This window comes from Acidobacteriota bacterium, assembly GCA_026393675.1.
Lineage (GTDB): Bacteria > Acidobacteriota > Vicinamibacteria > Vicinamibacterales > JAKQTR01 > JBAXOX01.
Genome location: JAPKZQ010000015.1, coordinates 238,717 through 255,922, shown reverse-complemented (window position 1 = coordinate 255,922; position 17,206 = coordinate 238,717). Strand labels below are relative to the sequence as shown.

At 63.8% G+C, this 17,206-nt stretch carries 13 protein-coding genes; 5 read left to right on the top strand and 8 right to left on the bottom strand.

The genetic code is table 11. From position 1 onward, the window contains the following. Window positions 1-2: 2 nt before the first annotated feature. Window positions 3-2,465 carry a PAS domain S-box protein gene (locus NT151_05820; protein ID MCX6538438.1) on the bottom strand — a complete coding sequence of 821 codons (2,463 nt, stop codon included), beginning with the start codon at window positions 2,463-2,465 and terminating at the stop codon, window positions 3-5. A gap of 153 nt (window positions 2,466-2,618) precedes the next feature. On the opposite strand from NT151_05820, the gene NT151_05815 reads away from it, so the two are divergent. After that, window positions 2,619-6,005 (top strand): hypothetical protein, encoded by a 3,387-nt coding sequence (locus NT151_05815; GenBank protein ID MCX6538437.1) that lies wholly within the window; start codon window positions 2,619-2,621, stop codon window positions 6,003-6,005. Between the two features lie 131 nt (window positions 6,006-6,136). On the opposite strand, the gene NT151_05810 is transcribed toward NT151_05815, so the two are convergent. After that, window positions 6,137-7,414: an aminotransferase class V-fold PLP-dependent enzyme gene (locus tag NT151_05810; protein ID MCX6538436.1), complete on the bottom strand. Its 1,278-nt coding sequence runs from the start codon at window positions 7,412-7,414 to the stop codon at window positions 6,137-6,139. Between the two features lie 177 nt (window positions 7,415-7,591). Next, entirely contained in the window at window positions 7,592-8,023 is a 432-nt protein-coding gene (locus NT151_05805; protein ID MCX6538435.1) for a cupredoxin domain-containing protein, read from the bottom strand. A gap of 481 nt (window positions 8,024-8,504) precedes the next feature. Here NT151_05805 and NT151_05800 point away from each other — a divergent pair, with 481 nt between their 5' ends. Beyond that, window positions 8,505-9,161 (top strand): YceI family protein, encoded by a 657-nt coding sequence (locus NT151_05800; GenBank protein MCX6538434.1) that lies wholly within the window; start codon window positions 8,505-8,507, stop codon window positions 9,159-9,161. Beyond that, window positions 9,139-10,095: a hypothetical protein gene (locus tag NT151_05795; GenBank protein MCX6538433.1), complete on the top strand. Its 957-nt coding sequence runs from the start codon at window positions 9,139-9,141 to the stop codon at window positions 10,093-10,095. Before NT151_05800 ends, NT151_05795 begins: the two co-directional genes overlap by 23 nt. Here the strand turns inward: NT151_05795 and fumC are convergent. Next, on the bottom strand, window positions 10,092-11,480 hold the full coding sequence (gene fumC / locus NT151_05790; GenBank protein MCX6538432.1) for a class II fumarate hydratase: 1,389 nt from the start codon (window positions 11,478-11,480) through the stop codon (window positions 10,092-10,094). The genes NT151_05795 and fumC overlap by 4 nt on opposite strands. Window positions 11,481-11,587: 107 nt before the next feature. Between fumC and NT151_05785 the strand changes: the two genes are divergently transcribed. Beyond that, on the top strand, window positions 11,588-13,891 hold the full coding sequence (locus tag NT151_05785; protein ID MCX6538431.1) for a nitric-oxide reductase large subunit: 2,304 nt from the start codon (window positions 11,588-11,590) through the stop codon (window positions 13,889-13,891). Window positions 13,892-13,929: 38 nt separating this feature from the next. Here the strand turns inward: NT151_05785 and NT151_05780 are convergent, their stop codons facing one another. The 3 genes from NT151_05780 to NT151_05770 all read right to left on the bottom strand — a co-directional run bounded on the left by NT151_05780 (window position 13,930) and on the right by NT151_05770 (window position 16,292). After that, a complete protein-coding gene (locus NT151_05780; GenBank protein MCX6538430.1) occupies window positions 13,930-14,529 on the bottom strand; it encodes a c-type cytochrome in 600 nt (199 codons plus the stop codon). Window positions 14,530-14,668: 139 nt separating this feature from the next. Beyond that, window positions 14,669-15,862, bottom strand: a complete 1,194-nt coding sequence (locus tag NT151_05775) for an MFS transporter (GenBank protein ID MCX6538429.1) — start codon at window positions 15,860-15,862, stop codon at window positions 14,669-14,671. A gap of 82 nt (window positions 15,863-15,944) precedes the next feature. Further along, window positions 15,945-16,292: a cupin domain-containing protein gene (locus NT151_05770; GenBank protein MCX6538428.1), complete on the bottom strand. Its 348-nt coding sequence runs from the start codon at window positions 16,290-16,292 to the stop codon at window positions 15,945-15,947. Window positions 16,293-16,575: 283 nt separating this feature from the next. Between NT151_05770 and NT151_05765 the strand changes: the two genes are divergently transcribed. Next, window positions 16,576-16,716 carry a hypothetical protein gene (locus NT151_05765; protein ID MCX6538427.1) on the top strand — a complete coding sequence of 47 codons (141 nt, stop codon included), beginning with the start codon at window positions 16,576-16,578 and terminating at the stop codon, window positions 16,714-16,716. Window positions 16,717-16,782: 66 nt separating this feature from the next. Here NT151_05765 and NT151_05760 read toward each other — a convergent pair whose 3' ends face one another. After that, window positions 16,783-17,073, bottom strand: a complete 291-nt coding sequence (locus NT151_05760) for an antibiotic biosynthesis monooxygenase (GenBank protein ID MCX6538426.1) — start codon at window positions 17,071-17,073, stop codon at window positions 16,783-16,785. Between the last annotated feature and the right edge of the window lie 133 nt (window positions 17,074-17,206).

Below are 17,206 nucleotides of genomic sequence, written 5' to 3'. Positions count from 1 at the left end.
CGTCAACCGTCCAGCGCGTCTCTGACCTTCGTCGCCAGCGCCTCGAGCGAGAATGGCTTCTGGATGAAGTTCACGCCCTCCTCCAGCACGCCGTGTGTGCCGATGACATCATCGAGGTAGCCCGACATGTAGACGACTTTCAGCCCGGGATATCGTGCCGAGAGACTGACGTGGAGTTCCCGGCCATTGACCTTCGGCATGACCACGTCGGTCAGAAGCAGATCGGGCGTTGCCTCGTGCGCCCCGAGCAGCGCCAGGCACTGTTCCGGTTGCGCGACCTCGATCACGTTGTAGCCTCGTCGCCTGAGCGCGCCGCAGACCAGGCCGCGCACCATGTCGTTGTCTTCGGCCACCACGACGGTCTCATGGCCGGCATGCGTCGTCACCGCGCCGGCGTTCTGGAGGATCGGTGCGCCCACCCCATCGAGCCGCGGCAGGTAGACATGGAAGCGCGTGCCCACGCCGGCAGTGCTTTCGACACGGATGTGACCGTGCAACTGCGTCACGATGCCATACACCGTGGACAGGCCGAGCCCGGTCCCCCGGCCCTTCTCCTTCGTCGTGAAGAATGGCTCGAAGATATGAGGGATGATCGACGGGTCGATGCCGGACCCCGTGTCACCCACAGTAAGCCGGATGTAGGAGCCTGCCGGGATGTCCGGATACGCGCCGGGTTCCTGCCGCGACAGCGTGACGCTCACCGTTTCAATCGACAGGTGGCCGCCGTGTGTCATGGCATCCTGCGCGTTGATGGCGAGGTTCATCAGGACCTGTTCGACCTGCCGCGTGTCTGCTTCGATAGTGGACGGCTCCGGTGACAGCCGGACGTTCATCTCGATGTCCTCGCGGATCGTGCGCCGGAGGATTCGTTCGAAATCGCGCACTACCTGCGCCAGATCAATCGGACTGACTTCGATGACCTGCTTCCGGCCGAACGCCAGGAGTTGCTGCGTCAGGCGCCTGGCTCGGTCGGCGGCCGCGTGAATGACGAACACGGGCTCCCGATACGGATGCTCGGCAGGCAGATCATTGAGCATCAGCTCCGCGTAGCCAAGGATGGGCGACAGCAGGTTGTTGAAGTCGTGCGCGACGCCGCCAGCCAGTCGGCCAATGGTCTCCATCTTCTGCGCCTGCCGCCGTTCTTCCTCCATCGCCAGGTCGACCGTGACATCACGGCCCACACCCACCACCGCCACGACCTCGCCCGAGGGAGCACGCACGGGGGCAACCGACAAGTCGGCCATGTACGGCGACCCATCCTTGCGCCGGCACGCCAGTCGGCCGATCCATGAATGCCCCGCTGTGACCTGTTTTCGCAGAGTCTGATAGACCGGGTCGTCGTCGTTCGCACCGAGCATCAGGCCCACGGGGTGTCCCACCACCGCGCTTCTCCGATACCCGCTGCACTGCTCGGCGGTGCGGTTCACGTACTGGACCACGGCCTGGGGGTCCGAGATCGTGATCATCTCGCCGGCCTGTTCAATTGCCGACACCAGCCGGAGTCGCTCCTCTCCCGCCCGTTTCTGGTCGGTGATGTCGCGAAGCGCCGTGACGAGAATCTGGCGACCCTCAAACGGCACCGTGCGTGCCCTCGCCTCGACGTCGAGCCTCGATCCGTCCTTACGCAACAGCAGGTGTTCGTAGGACTCCTCGGAGCCCGCGCGGATGTGGGCGGTCACCACGTCCAGCGACTCGGGCGCGACGAAATCGCGCACTGGGTGTCCAATGATCTCGCGCACCTCGTAGCCGAGGAGCGCAGCGAGCTGCTGGTTCGCATCGGTCACGATGCCGTGTTCGCTGAAGACAATCCCCTCGTGCGCGGCGTTGGCGATTCGGTGGAACCGTTCCTCGCTTTCGAGCAACTGGGCCTCGGTCTGCCGTCGTTCCGCGCTCTCGCGCCGCGCGAGCGCCGACAAGGAGGTGACTTGACTGGTCGCCAGGCTCAGGACGGCGGCGGCCATGACGAAGTAGATCGCGTTGAACACCCAGATAGCGGCAGGTGTGTAGACGAGATGGGGGACCAGACCATTGGCATCGAGCACCAGCAGCACGAGCCCCGACGCCAGACTCGCGGCGGCGGCGGTGTAGGCGGCCCGCCGGCCGAGCAACAGTCCAGCCCCGGCGATGATCACGATGTACCCGTTGAACGCCGGGTTATTGATACCAGAGGCCGTCGCACACGCCCCGGTGAGGACCAACCACATGGCCGCGATCGCGACGTTGCCCGCGCCGACGACGTGCCCACGCCGGGTCATGACGATGATCGGGACGGCCACGCAGGCTGCGATGATCTCCAGCGCGATAGCCCGGCGCATGTAGGTGTCGGGCATCGCCAGCGCGAGCACGATCGGGATGAGGCAGGCGACGGCAATCAGGATCTGCAGGCCCGCCGCGACGGGGGCCAGATCAAGGCCGGCGAGGGGTTGGGGGATCAGGAGGTGCCACACCCACCCGCGTGCCGACACGCGTTGTGGTCTGCTATCTGCTGGGTTCACAGGTTGACCTGACTGACCGCGTTACTGTTGCACGCCGCGGGCGAGGCTGGCAAGCAGGAAACAGGCAGGTGATATGCTCTGTCTATTCCAACAGTTTTCCGTCTCCGTCCGAAGGGTGTTTCCATGATGACACGCGCTCGGTCCCGTCGTTGGCTGTCGGTTATGGGCCTGGTTCTGGTGGGGTCGATGATCGTGGGCGCGGCCCCGACCGACCCTCGCCTCTTTTCCGGCCTGGTATGGCGCAACATCGGCCCGTTCCGGGCAGGCCGCGTCTCCGCGGTCACCGGCGTGGTCGGCCAACCCGGCACGTTCTACATGGGACTGCCCCTTGGTGGCGTGTGGAAGACGACCAGTGCTGGTGAAACGTGGTTCCCCGTCTTTGACTCGGTCAAGGAAGTCTCGTCGGTCGGCGCGATCGAGGTGGCGCCGTCCGATCCCAACATCATCTACGTGGGCATGGGCGATCTGATCACCGGCGGCGGCATCAACGAAGGCAACGGCGTGTACAAGTCCAGCGATGCCGGCAAGACCTGGCAGCACCTGGGCCTGGACGACACCAGGCAGATCCCCGCCATCCTGGTCGACCCGCACGATCCCAACCTCGTGCTGGTGGCGGCGCAAGGCAACATCCACACGCACACCGAGCAGCGTGGCGTGTTCCGCAGCACCGACGGCGGCAAGACCTGGACCAGGACGCTCTACGTGGACAACGAGACGGGCATTCAGGACATCGCGTGGGCCTACGACCATCCCAATGTGATGTTGGCCATGACGGTGCGGCACTACACCGCTCCCGGCGGCGGTCGCGGCGCGGGAGCCGGCGGCGGCGCAGGTGCAGCAGGAGGTCGCGGAGCTGGCGCTCCGACCGGACCCTCGGGCACGGCGATGTACACGTCCACCGATCAGGGCCTGACCTGGAAGGAAGTCACCGGCGGCGGCCTGCCCGCGCTTGCCGGACGCACCTCGGTGGCCGTCGCGGCCAACACGAACGCCCAGCGGATGTTCGTGGTCGGGACTTTCGGCCTGTATCGCTCGGACAATGGCGGCGGGTCGTGGCGGCAGATGGCCGCAGACGACCGGCGTATCACCGGAAGCGGGTACCTCTGCGGCGTGTACGTGGATCCGGGGAATCCAGACATCGTCTACACGATGAACACGACGAGCTACCGGTCCCGTGACGGCGGCAAGACCTTCGCCGCGTTCAAGGGCGCGCCCGGCGGCGACGATCCCCAGCAGATGTGGATCGATCCGACCGATGGCCGGCGCATGTTCCTCGGCGTCGACCAGGGCGCCACGATCTCGCTTGACGGCGGGCAGACCTGGAGTTCGTGGTACAACCAGTCGACCGCGCAGGTCTACCACATCTCCACGGACACCCAGTACCCGTACTGGGTGTACGCCACGCAACAGGACAGCGGATCGATCGGCACGCGCAGCCGCGGCAACCTCGGCGCGATCACGCCGCTCGACTGGTACCCCACCGCCGGCTACGAATTCGGCTACATCCTCGCCGATCCCCTCAACCCCCAGATCATCTACGCGGGCGGGCCCGGCAGCGGCATCGTGAAGATCACGTACCCGAGCGGTCAATGGATCAACGTCAGCCCCAACGTGGATGCGAGTCTGGCGCTGCGCAAGGTCACCAATCAGCCGATGGCCTGGTTGCCGTCGAACCCGCGCGAGCTGCTGGTGGGCTTTCAGTACCTGATGGCGACGACTGATGGCGGCATGCACTGGAAGAAACTGAGCCCGGACCTTGGGATACCGAAAGGCCAGGCCCCGCCAGCCCCAACTGCAGGCGTGGCGTCTGGCGGCGGACGTGGAGCTGGGGCGGGCGCGCCCGCCGGAGCGCCGGGTGCGGCGCCGGCCACGGCACCTGGTGGCTCCATCGAGTCGTTCTCGCCGTCAACCGTCGCCCCCGGCACGATCTGGGTAGGCACCAACAACGGCGTGATCCACGTGACGCGCAATAACGGCGTGAGCTGGGAGGATGTCACCATCCCCAACCTGCCGAATCCGACGCGCGCCGACATCTCGACGATCGATGCGTCCCACCACGATGCAGCAACGGCGTATGTGGCGATCGACTATCACACGACAGGCGACTACAAGCCGTACTTCTACCGCACGCGCGACTACGGCAAGACCTGGACGGCGATTGTCGACGGCCTGCCCACCGATCAACCGAGCGGCAGCTTCGCACGAGTCATTCGCGCCGACACCAGGAAAGCGGGCCTGCTGTTTGCCGGCACGGAAAGCTCGATGTATGTCTCTTTCAATGACGGCGACACCTGGCAGTCGCTGATGCTGAATCTGCCCAACACCTCGTATCGCGACATCGCGATTCACGACAACGACCTGGTGGTGGGCACGTACGGCCGCGGGTTCTGGATTCTCGACGACTATTCGCCGCTGCGGCAGATCACGCCGGCGGTCGTTTCCGAACCCGCGCACCTGTTTAAGCCGGGCGACGCGATCCGAGTGCGGCGCAACGTGAATGGCGACACGCCGTTCCCTCCGGAAGTGCCGCACGCCGCCAACCCGCCGCTTGGCGCGATCATCGACTACTATCTGGGCTCGGCGCCGGCAAAAGACATCACACTGGCCATCATGGACGCGTCCGGCCAGGTTGTGCGCCACCTGTCGAGTGCGCCGATTGCGCCGCTGCCGGATCCGCCGCCGGCCGTGCCCGACTACTGGCTGGAGAAGCCGAAGCCGATGCCCACCGCGGTGGGCGCTAATCGGATTAACTGGAACATCCGGTACGACAACCCGCCCGCCTTCACGCACAACTACGCCCAGGTGATGGGCGCGATGGCCGGAGATACACCGGCGTCGCCCGAAGGGCCGTTGGCGCTCCCAGGCGTGTACACGCTCAAGCTCGCCGTGAACGGCAAGGCCTACACCCAGACGGTGACGGTGAAAAACGACCCGCGCTCACCCGCGACCGCGGCCGACTTGCGCGCGCAGCACGCATTGCAGATGAAGCTGGTTGATGGCATCAAAGAGGCGTGGGACGCCTACAACCAGGTGGCGGCGATGCGCGCCGCCGTGGCCGATCTGTCGCGTTCGAACCCGCCGGCCGATGTGGCCGCGGCGTCAACAGCCTTCGAGGCGAAGCTGGCCGCGATGGGTGGCACCACAGGTGGCGGCCGGCGCGGTGCCGGCGGTGGAGGTGGCGGCGGAGGATTCGGCGCGGGCCGAGGTGCTGCGGCGCCTCCCAACTTCGTCGGGATCAACGGAGCGCTCATTCGCCAGCTCGACACGCTCGACTTCGGCGACATGGCCCCCAACGAGCCCATGAACAAGGCGTACGCCGCCGGCTGCGGCGAACTGAAGACGGCAGTGTTGAACTGGAAGACGATCAACGGCCAGGACCTGACCGCGTTCAATGCCATCCTGACGAAGAACAATCTCAAGCCCGTGGCGTCGGCCCCGACTGCCCTGCCCATTCCGGTGTGCGCACCCGCCCCGGCTATGGCTCCCACTGCGGGCGGCCGCGGGCGATAAGAGCGAGTTCCGGGGGGAATTCGTAGAGGCGGGCCACGCTGGAGCGTGGCGATCCCGGGACGGACTGAGCCGGAGAATGATCTGGTGCGTGCTGCCCTGGGATCGCCGGGCTCCAGCCCGGCCAAGCTAACCTACGCGCGCGCGAGTTCCCTGATTGCTTTCACGAGCGCATCAAGTTCACCCGTTGTTGTGTACAGGTGCGGCGTCACCCGAACGCCTTTCACCGGGACCGTGTCGATCGCGACGGTGTAGATCCTGAACGTGTCGAAGAGCGCGGCGGCCGTCTGGCCGGGTGTCCTGCCAGTGATCCCGACGTTGGCGATGCCGCAGGCGCGGGCCCCGGTGGGCGTGTTCAGGTACACCTTCGCCACGTCGCGCACGCGGTCCGTCCAGTACTGCTGCAGGTACCTGAGACGGGCTTCCTTGCGCTCGGCGCCGATCATCTTGTGAAACCGGATCGCATCGGCAATGGCCAGGACCGTCCACGATGGGTGCGTGCCGATCCGTTCCAGCTTCCGGATGTCATCGTCTGGCAGACTGGTCTCACCGAGCAGCGGCCACACGCTGCGGATCTTGTCCTTCTTGATGTGCAGGAGCCCGGCGCCAAGCGGCGTGCACAGCCACTTGTGGAGACTTGCGCCCAGGTAGTCGCCGTCGAGTTGCGGCACGGTGAATGCCACGTGCGCGAACGAATGGGCCGCATCCACGATGACGGCGACGCCGCGCGCATGCGCCATGTCCGCGATCTTCCGCACCGGGAGAATCTGCCCGGTGATGTTGACCATGTGCGACAGCAGCAGGATCTTCGTGCGGGACGTGATCGCGTTCGCGTACGTGTCGACCATCTCCGTATCGTCTCGGGGATGAAGTGGAATGGAGATTTCCACGTTCTTGAGGCCGCGGCGGCGCGACTGCTGGCGGAATTGCTCCAGCATGGAGCCGTAATCCTGGTTGCACATCACGGCCTCGTCGCCGGGCGCGAGATCCAGACCGTGAATGACGGTTCCCAGCGACTCCGTGGTATTGCGCGTGATGACGATTTCGTCCACCGGACAACCCGCCAGATCGGCAAGTTGCTTCTTTACGGCCGTGAGGTCGTCGGCCTTCTTGCGCCGCATGTAGAACGACAGACCGCCGTTGATGGCCTGCTGATGCCGCTGGAACGCCTCGTAGGTCGGTCCCGGCTGCGGACTCGAGTACCCGTTCTCGAGGTTGATGTAGTCGGCGGAACGCGGAAAGACCTTGCGGATCTCGCTCCAGAATTCCTCATCAGCCGCGGCACCGGCCGGTGAGAGCCGATCAAACGGCTCGAGGCGTCGTTCAAGCGCATCGAGAACACGCGGACCGAAGACCGGCAGCGCGGCGCCGGCCGCGGCGGTCTGGAGAAACGAGCGACGGGATGTCTGCATGAGCGGCGCGGCCTCCTGTGCGGTACCGCCCACAGTAGTCGCCGCAAGAACCGGGGGTCAAGCACGCTCACCACAGGCGGAGGGAGACCGCGCCAAAGCGCAGTGAAACGGACCGAGGTGGTCTGGCCGCACGAGCCCGGCGAATCCGGATTGCGGCCAGATACCTCTCGTGCACGCTTACGGCGTGACGATCAATGTCCCGGTCATCGCGAAACCATGGATCACGCAGTGATACGGGAACGTGCCTGCCGTCGACATGGTGATTGGGCTGCTGGTCGCGCCGGCGTCGATGTTGCCGGTGTTGAAGGCTCCTGCGTCCGCGGTCGCAGTGTGGGGAAGCCCGTCGGCGTTGCTCCAGGCCACCGTCTGGCCGACCTTCACCGTCGCCGGATTCGGCGAGTACGACAGGTTGCCGTACATGCCGACGATGCTGACCGTCACATCCGCTGCTGCGGGGGCAGCGGTTGGCGTTGGTGTGGGCGTTGTAGTGGACGTCGGGGTTGGCGACACGGGGCTCATGTAGCTGCTGCCGCTGCCGCTGCAGCCAACCAGGGTCACCGCGACCAGAAGCACGCCGCCCATTGTCAGTGTGATTCGCGAGTTCATCATCATTTCCTCCAGGGGCCGATGCGGCCCTCTGTCTTGTTGGACGGAGGATGCTGGTGCAAGTCTGATACCGCCCTGGCACAGCCAAACGATCGAGCGATTCTGGTGATTTCACACGTCGGACGCTTACGAACGACGTAAGCATCTACGTTGCAGGTAAGCGTCTGGTCCCATGTGACCGGCGTCGCCTCGCGCAAACATTCCACCGTCGCCGCTCTCCGCAACGCTCGCCGACGGCTCCTGGTTCTGACCTCCGACGATCACCAGGAGGCACACCTGAAGCGGACGCAGGCTGAAGAACTGGCGGGATTCGACACGATCCATCAACTTCGCGCCGAGTCATCTGCGTCACTACGCAGCGGGGATCTCAGCCGTTACACTGACGCATGAATCGCGATGGCACAGCCCGGGTCGCATCTCGGGCACACGTCTTGCAATTTGCTCGGTTGCATTTCAACGGCACGAACGACTCATGAGGGAAGCCATGCTGCACAGCTCGTTACGGAACGTCTCGATCGCGGCCTGGCTGTTCACCCACGCTGTGGTTCAGGCCGGGAACGGCCCAACGGTGCTGGCCATCGACTCCGCCAACAGCCAGGTCCTGATCCAGGTCGGGAAGGCGGGCATGTTCGGCTTCGCCGGTCACGCGCACGAAGTGACCGCGACCGACGTACGTGGTCGAGTGAGGTTCGACCCGGCGGACCTGCAACATGCCAGCGTCTCGCTCGAGTTCGCGGCGGCTGCCCTGCGCGTCACCGGAAAGGACGAACCACCGGCCGACGTCGCCGACGTTCAGAAGGTGATGCTGGGGGAGCGGGTGCTGGACGTCACACGATTCCCCACCATTGTATTTCTGTCGCGGCGCGTCTCCGTCACGGCGCGAACCGCGGGCACTGCGGACATCGTGATCGAGGGCGACATGACGTTGCACGCGACGACGCGCCCGATGACGATCCGCGCCAGCGTGACCCTCGACGCTGGTGGTCGCATCACGGCGCGGGGGTCGTTCGTGCTGAAGCAAACCGATTTCGGTATGGTGCCGGTCACCGCAGTGGGCGGCACCATTCGCGTCAAAGACGAGCTCGACATCCAATTCGTACTCAGGACGAGGCCTTCAGATGAAACTCGAACCGCTCAGTAGGGTCGGTCGTCGGCCAGAGGTCTCACGGCTTGTGGCGTGCCTGGCCGTCTGCGCGGGGCTCATGCTCGTGGTCCCGCCGCCCGCAGCCGCACAGATGGTGATGAACTCAATCGACCACCTGTCATTCGACAGGCCGGAATCATGGGCGCTCAAGTACTTCACCTCGGTCACGCTCGTCGGCGGCCTTGAGACGCCGCGCACACAGAAACCGGGGTCCGTGTCGATCGGGCTCGAAGCCGGATGGCTACCTCCGCTCACTGACGCTCAGCAGTTCGTTGGGTACAACGGTACCGAGTCGCAAGATCTCAACAAGACGCCGTTCTTCCCAAGGCCTCGTGTCACCATCGGCCTGCCGGCCAGCCTGTCGCTTGTCGTCGCGGTCGTGCCTCCGATCCCGATGTTCGGGCTCAAGACGAAACTCCTCGCGCTCGCCCTTGAGCGACCAGTCTACGAGACACCGGCGTTGGCCGTGGGCCTGCGGGTGTACGGGCAAATCGGCACGGTGCAGGGGGCCTACACGTGCCCGGCGAGCACACTGGCATTCGAGCCAGGCTCGGCGGGAAATCCCGAGGGATGCCAGGCCGCGTCGTCCGACACGGCAGCCCTTCGTTATGCGGGCGGGGAGGTCAGTGTCGCGTATCGGCCGGACGCCCCGAACAGACTCTCGCCGCATGCGGCGATCGGACTCGCATACATGAACCTGGGCTTCCAGGTGAACGCGCTGACATTCGGGATGATCGATCACACCCACTATCTCTCTCAAGGCATGGCGGTCTCGGCCAGCGGAGGGGTCAGCTACCATCTGACGAACAGGTTGGTTCTGGGCATGGACGCCTTCTACTCGCCGCTCTCGGTCAGGCGCGGCTTCGGTGCGCCCGCGCAGAACGACGGCCTGTTCAACATCCGCACGCTTGTGACCTATCGGATGCGCTAGCCTGGACCGATCATCTTTTCAGGGCGAACGGCCTTGTCGAATTCCTCCGCCGTCAGCAGTTTCAGCTCGATGGCGACTTCTTTCAGCGTCTTGCCGTCCTGATGCGCTTTCTTGGCGATTCTGGCGGCGTTGTCGTAGCCGATGACGGGGTTGAGCGCCGTCACCAGCATCAAACTGCCGTTCAGCAGCTCTTTGATACGCTCTTTGTTGGCTTCAATGCCCGCAATGCAGTTGTCCGTGAAGCTGCGGCAGGCGTCGGCCAGCAGGCGGATCGATTGCAGCAGGCTATAAATCATGACGGGTTTAAAGACGTTGAGTTCCAGATGACCGTTGCTGCCGGCGACTGAGATCGTCGTATGGTTTCCGATCACCTGCGCGCAGACCATGGTCATGGCCTCGGATTGCGTCGGGTTGACTTTGCCCGGCATGATTGAGGAGCCGGGCTCGTTTTCCGGCAGGTGGATTTCGCCGATAGCGCAGCGTGGGCCCGACGCCAGCAATCGCATATCATTCGCGATTTTCATGAGCGAGCAGGCCAGGGTGTTCAGGTTGCCTGAGGTTTCCACAATGGCGTCGTGGGCGGCCATGGCCTCAAACTTGTCTTCGGCGGTGGTGAAGGGAATATTCGTGATCTGGGAGACATGTCTTGCGAACAGCTCCGCAAAACCTCTCTTGCAGTTCAGCCCCGTGCCGACGGCGGTTCCTCCCTGCGCAAGCTGGGAAAGACGCGGCAGGCAGGATTTGACGCGGACGACGCCGTACTTGATCTGGGTCGCATAGCCGGAAAACTCCTGACCCAGCGTCACGGGTGTCGCATCCTGCAAATGGGTGCGGCCCGTCTTGATGATGTCTTTAAACGCGACGGCCTTGCTTTGCAGCGCGCTCTGCAGGTGTTCCAGCGCCGGGATCAGCTCGTGCTGCAACTGCTCGACGGCGGAAATATGCATCGCTGTCGGAAAGGAGTCGTTCGAGGATTGCCCCATGTTCACGTGGTCGTTAGGGTGAACAGGCGTCTTGGACCCGATCTGCCCGCCGAGAATCTCGATCGCGCGGTTGGAGATCACTTCGTTGACATTCATATTGGTCTGGGTGCCCGACCCCGTCTGCCAGACGACGAGCGGAAAGTGGTCGTTCAAGGCGCCATCCATGACTTCCTGCGCGGCGTCAGCGATGGCAGTCCCCAATGCGATGTCGAGAATGCCCAGCTCCATATTTGTTAGCGCTGCGGCCTTTTTCTGCACGCCCAAAGCCCTGACGAGAGGCAACGGCATTCGTTCCGTCCCGATCTTGAAATTCTCGAAAGACCGCTGCGTCTGCGCGCCCCAGTACTTGTCGGCGGGAACGGCGACTTCTCCCATGGAGTCCGTTTCGGTACGGGTGTTCACGGGGTCTCTTGCTGTCGCGGATTGTCTTTCCGGCATTTTCTTCTTCCTTCATTCCGCTTTCACGTGTCAGGGAGTTGTTTACTATCATACGACCCGAGGTCCATGTCATGAATCAGCCTGAAGAAACCACGCCCCTGTCGCCCTGGTGGCGGCACACCGTCATTCTCGTAATGATCGCGGGATTCGCCGTTTTGTCCTACCTCACCTACCGGACCTACGTGGACGCCCCGCCGATTCCCGTCCGTGTTGAGGACGCCTCGGACCGCACGCTGTTCACGTCGGCCAACATCCTGCGCGGGCAAGAGGTGTTCCTGAGGTACGGCCTGATGGAATATGGGACGCTCTGGGGCCATGGCGCGTACCTCGGTCCGGACTACAGTGCCGAGACCTTGCACGAGGCGGTCGAGGTTGGGCGTGACACGCTCGCACACGGGCGATTCGGGCGACCCTACCTCGCCCTTGAGACTGGAGCCGCCGCCGAGATCGCCGACGCCGTGCGTCGTTCTCTGAAGGAGAACCGCTACGACCCGGGAACCGGCATACTGCGGTTCACCGATCTCGACGTCGCCGCACTTGCCGCCTCACGCGTCCACTGGGCCGATTTCTTCTCGGGTCCCACGGCTGCCGCTGGTTTACCGCTGAACTACATCCGCGAGCCGAGCGAACTCGACGACCTGGCCACGTACTTCACGTGGGCCGCGTGGGCGACAGTCGCCAACCGACCGGGGAGAGACTACTCGTACACCAATAACTGGCCCTACGACCCGGCCGCGGGGAACACACCCAGCAGTTCGACGTACCTGTGGAGTGCGTTGAGCCTTATCACCTTGCTCGGTGGCCTCGGTGCGGTCCTCTTTCTCGTCGGCCGTTTTGACTACCTCGGATGGCACCAGGCCGCCACCCCGGGGCACTCGCACGACAACGCGCTGGCGACGTGGCGATGGACCCCGAGTCAACGCGCGATGGCCTGGTACCTCGGCGTCGTCGCGGTCCTTTTTCTGGCCCAGACACTCCTTGGCGGCGTGCTCGCGCATTATCGGGTTGAACCCGGCGCGTTCTATGGCGTCGACCTGTCGCGCGTGCTTCCGTACAACCTGGCCCGCACGTGGCATCTGCAACTCTCGATTTTCTGGATCGCCACCGCCTGGGTCGCCGGAGGGCTCCTGCTCGCGCCGCTTGTTGGCGGCGCAGAGCCGCGTGGTCAACGGGCTGGCGCCCTCGTGCTGCTGGCCGCCCTGGCGGTCGTCGTCTTCGGCAGCCTGTTCGGGGAGTACCTCGGGATCAACGGTGCCCTGGGCCGGGCCTGGTTCTGGCTGGGCCACCAGGGCTCGGAGTACCTGGATCTGGGTCGGTTCTGGCAGATCCTGCTCGCGATCGGTCTCGCCTTCTGGCTCGTCCTGATGTATCGGGCACTGCGGCCGGTGATGCGGCGGGGCAATCGATCCGAGCTTGGGGCGCTGTTCCTGTACGCTGCCGCGGCGATCCCCGTGTTCTACCTGCCGGCCCTGTTCTACGGCCCGCACACCAACTTCGCCGTCATCGACAACTGGCGCTTCTGGATCATCCATCTGTGGGTGGAAGGCTTCTTCGAGCTTTTCGCGACGGTCCTGGTCGCGGTGATGTTCCATCTCCTGGGGTTGGTCACGGTCAAGACGGCCACGCGGGTCGTGTATCTCGACGCGATTCTCTACCTGGGCGGGGGCATCCTCGGCACCGGCCACCATTGGTACTTCACGGGACAGGGCACGCTGAACATGGCGGTGGCCGCCTCTTTCTCCGCCCTTGAGGTCGTGCCCCTCACCCTCCTGACACTCGATGCCTGGGATTTCATACGCCTCAGACAGCGCCAGTGCGAGGAGTGTGGGCAGGCCCTGGCGGGCCGCCACCGTTGGACGATCTACTTCTTGATGGCCGTGGGCGTCTGGAACTTCGTCGGGGCAGGCGTCTTCGGATTTCTGATCAATCTCCCCATCGTGTCGTACTTCGAGGTGGGCACCGTGTTGACCCCGAACCACGGCCATGCCGCGCTGTTCGGCGTCTTTGGCATGCTGGCGCTCGCGGTGGTCGTCTTCGGGCTCCGCGCGCTGGCATCTGAGGCCGCGTGGGCTCGGGCGGAACGCCTCGTCAGGTTCGGCTTCTGGGGACTCAATGTCGGGCTCGGCCTGATGATCGTGCTGGACATGTTTCCGGCCGGCGTGCTCCAGTTGTGGGACTCGATCGCAAACGGATACTGGCACGCACGGCAGCCGGCATTCACGATGAGTGGGCCGTTTCACACGCTCGAGTGGGTTCGTCTGGTTGGGGACGGCGTGTTCCTGGTGGCCGGTGTCGTGCCGCTGGTCACGGCCACATTGATGGTGGTACTCGATCCGGCGACTTCTCGATCGGAGGACCGGTCACGAATAAAGTAGACAGGCGGCGCCCTGTGGACGCCGCCCTCGCCTGACGCTCAGAGCGACTTCAGATACTCGACGAGCTCTCGCTGTCGCTCCGCCGTGAGCCCGAGCTTTCGGACCTGGTTGTAGTGCGCGACGACGTCGACAAGCGTCGCGGCGCTGCCATCGTGGAAGTACGGCGCGTGTTGCCACAGGGCGCGCAAGGGAGTTGTGCGGTACGCCTTACTTGCCGTGCGTGCGGCGTACGCCCCGTCGACACCCGTATCCGACGGCGGATGCATCTTCCCGCTGTTATTGTCTGTGCCGGACCCGCCGACGTGGCAACTCGCGCACGTCCGGTCGAACACCGCTCGGCCGCGCTTGGCGCTGGCGACGTCGAAGCTTCCGGCCGGAGGTGGAGGGACCGGCAGGCTGTGCTGGTACGCGCGCAACGCCGGGAGTTTGGACGTGACCATGTCCGGCGAGTGCTTGACGTCGATCTTGAGCCGTGGATCGGAGAAGTTGCCTTGCCCGCCCATTTGGGTGACGGCGACGTAGGCATTCCAATAGGAGATCGGTCCTTCCGCGGTGTACGTTTCGTTCTGGACTTTCGCCAGACCATAGGCTGGCGGGAGGACGAGCGGGGTGTTCTTCCCGTCCTGGTTGTAGCGCAAGTCGGTTCCGCCAGTCTCCGACTGGAAGATTCGCCGAGGCTCGGGCGGATGGTCGCCTGACGTGGACGTCCGCCGTCACACCACCCGGAGCCGCAGGTATGCTGCGGCACCGCGTGCGCCAGGATCACTCGCGGTGAGGTCATCGGTTCTTGGCTCTGCGCGAAACGAAGAACACAAACGCTGCCGCGGAGGTGATTCCGGCGAACCCGAAGGCGTAGCTCGGGTTGATCTTCCAGAGCGCGCCGGCAATGATCGACGCTGGAAGGTAGACCAGACCCGTGAAGAAGCTATAGGCGCCGATGGCTGTGCCTCTTCTTGTCTTTTCCATGTCGGTGATGTAGGCCTTACTCTGACTTTCATCGATGGCGTAGAAGACGCCGAAGACGAGAAACAGCGCCACGACCTGCCATTTCGCCGAGGCGAAGATAAAGCCCACACACATCAAGAGATACAGGACGTATTCGAGAGCGATGATCTTGCGCCTACCTACGTGGTCACCCAGCTTTCCCAACAGCGGCGCGGCGATCACAAAGGACACGTTGTACAGCGCGTAGAGCAGGGTAACGCTCTGAATGGCGAAGCCGACGCTGTAAGCCTTGAGCAGCAGGAAACCGAAGCTGAAATAGGCCAGGGAAAAGAGTCCAGCGGTGAACAGGTAATGCTTGAAATCGGGGCCGAATGTTCTGTACGCCCTGAAGACGTTCTCTCTCTCGGCGGGTGGGACGGGTCTTTCACTGATGAAGAAGAGGAGCAGTACGGCCAACGCCGCAGGGACGAGGGCCACCAGGAATAGGATCTTGAACGTCGAGGCGGCCTCGCCCAGACGGTCCAGAATGAAGTAGGCGGCAATTGGGCCGAGGATCGCCCCCGACTTGTCCATGGCCTTGTGGACTCCAAAAGAAAAGCCGGCATTCTTCTGGGCCGCCATCGATGAGATCCAGGCATCACGCGGAGCGCCGCGGAAGGACTTCCCGAGGCGCTCGATCACGCGGAACACGGCGGCCGAGAACAGCGTGCTCTGAAGCGCGATGATCATCTTAGCCAGCGTCGAGAACGCGTAGCCCAGGATAGTGAGGGTCTTCCGCTTGCCGGTTCGGTCGGAGACAAAGCCGGCCACGTAATCGAGCGACGAGGCGGCAAAGTCCGCTATTCCCTCGATAATCCCAAGAAGTGCCGCCGAGGCGCCCAGAATTGCGATGAGGAATACAGAGAATACGGAGAAGATCATCTCCGAGCTGAGGTCAGTAAGGAAGCTGACAAGTCCCAACATGAAGATGCCGCGGTGCACGCCTAGAACGGTCTTCTCCGGCAGGGGTGCGTCACGATTCTTCATGGTCGATTGCCCATCCTGGTGACGGGAGACATTGACCAGGAGCCGCTGCGGCATCGAGCGAAAGGGCGCGATGCCGTGGAAGCTACGCCACCTTGGGGTCTCGCAACATGATGAGCAGCATTCGAGCCGGCTCAGGCGCATCGAGCGCGTGCGGGACGTCGGCGGGCATGCGCACGATCGTGCCCGGCGTCGCGCGAACTGGCGAGCCGCCGATCGTGAGGGTGAGAGATCCTTCGAGGACCATCACGAGCGCATCAAACGGCGACGTGTGCTCGGTGAGTCCCTGCCCCCCGTCGAACGCGAAGAGTGTGACGTTGCCGCCACTGGTCTTTGCCAGCACGCGACTGGCTATTCCCTGTTCGGTGGGGCTGACGAGCGACTGAAGCAGCAGCGCCTCGGCTGCCGGAATCATCTGGGTCGTTGTGGGCATCGGGTCTTCCTTCCTTGTCGAGGCGAGCGTTGAACGGCTCGCACACAGCCTTCTCAGCGCCGGACCGGATCTTCACTGGCGCTCGCCGTGGTCGTTTTCGTGCTCCGCGCCCTGGCATCCGAGGCCGCGTGGGCTCGGGCGGAGCGCGTCGTTGTGGCGAAGGGGACGACGGTTCTCCAGCCTGCGCTCGCCAACGGCATTGAGCGTGAATCGTTGAGGGAGCCCAGAACCAGCGCATACACTGAGACTGAGCCGACGACGGGTGGTGTCAGTGGTCTTTCGTATGAGGCTCGATGACTACTCGCGCTACATCCTGGCGTGGACGCTGCGGCCGACGATGCAGGCCACGGACGTGATGGCAACGCTCGACCTGGCACGCGCCTCGACGCGTACACGACGGCCGCGGACGGGTGATCTTCTGTGAGGTCAACCCGTTCTCAATGATTGCGGCCTTCGCGTCCGCTCCATCCGACCTCGTGCCAACTTACTATCAACCCACAATCACCTCGTAAAACTGAGGAGATCGGCTGCCGTCAAGCATGGCTTCGACACGCTTGCTGGCCTCAGCGTGAGCGGGGCTATTATGCATGGCCGTGAAGGTTTCATGGCTCTCATGTTCCACGATGGCAGCATAGTTGCCACCCTTGATGGGTTTCAGGAGTCGTTGGCTGACAAATCCCTTGTAGTTTGCAAACTCCTTGTTTGCCTGGACAAACCACTCACGAAACTCAGCATCCTTTCCTGTCTTAATCGGTGGGAAATTGATGATAACGACAAACATGACTCTTGCCTCCTTTTATCCGACATTTCCATTTTGGCCATCCGGGATGCGTTAGTTATACACCGAGATCCTCCGTGTATCGCTGAGGTTTCTGCATCGACACATTCTCTCAGCTTTCAATTGAGATCCCCTT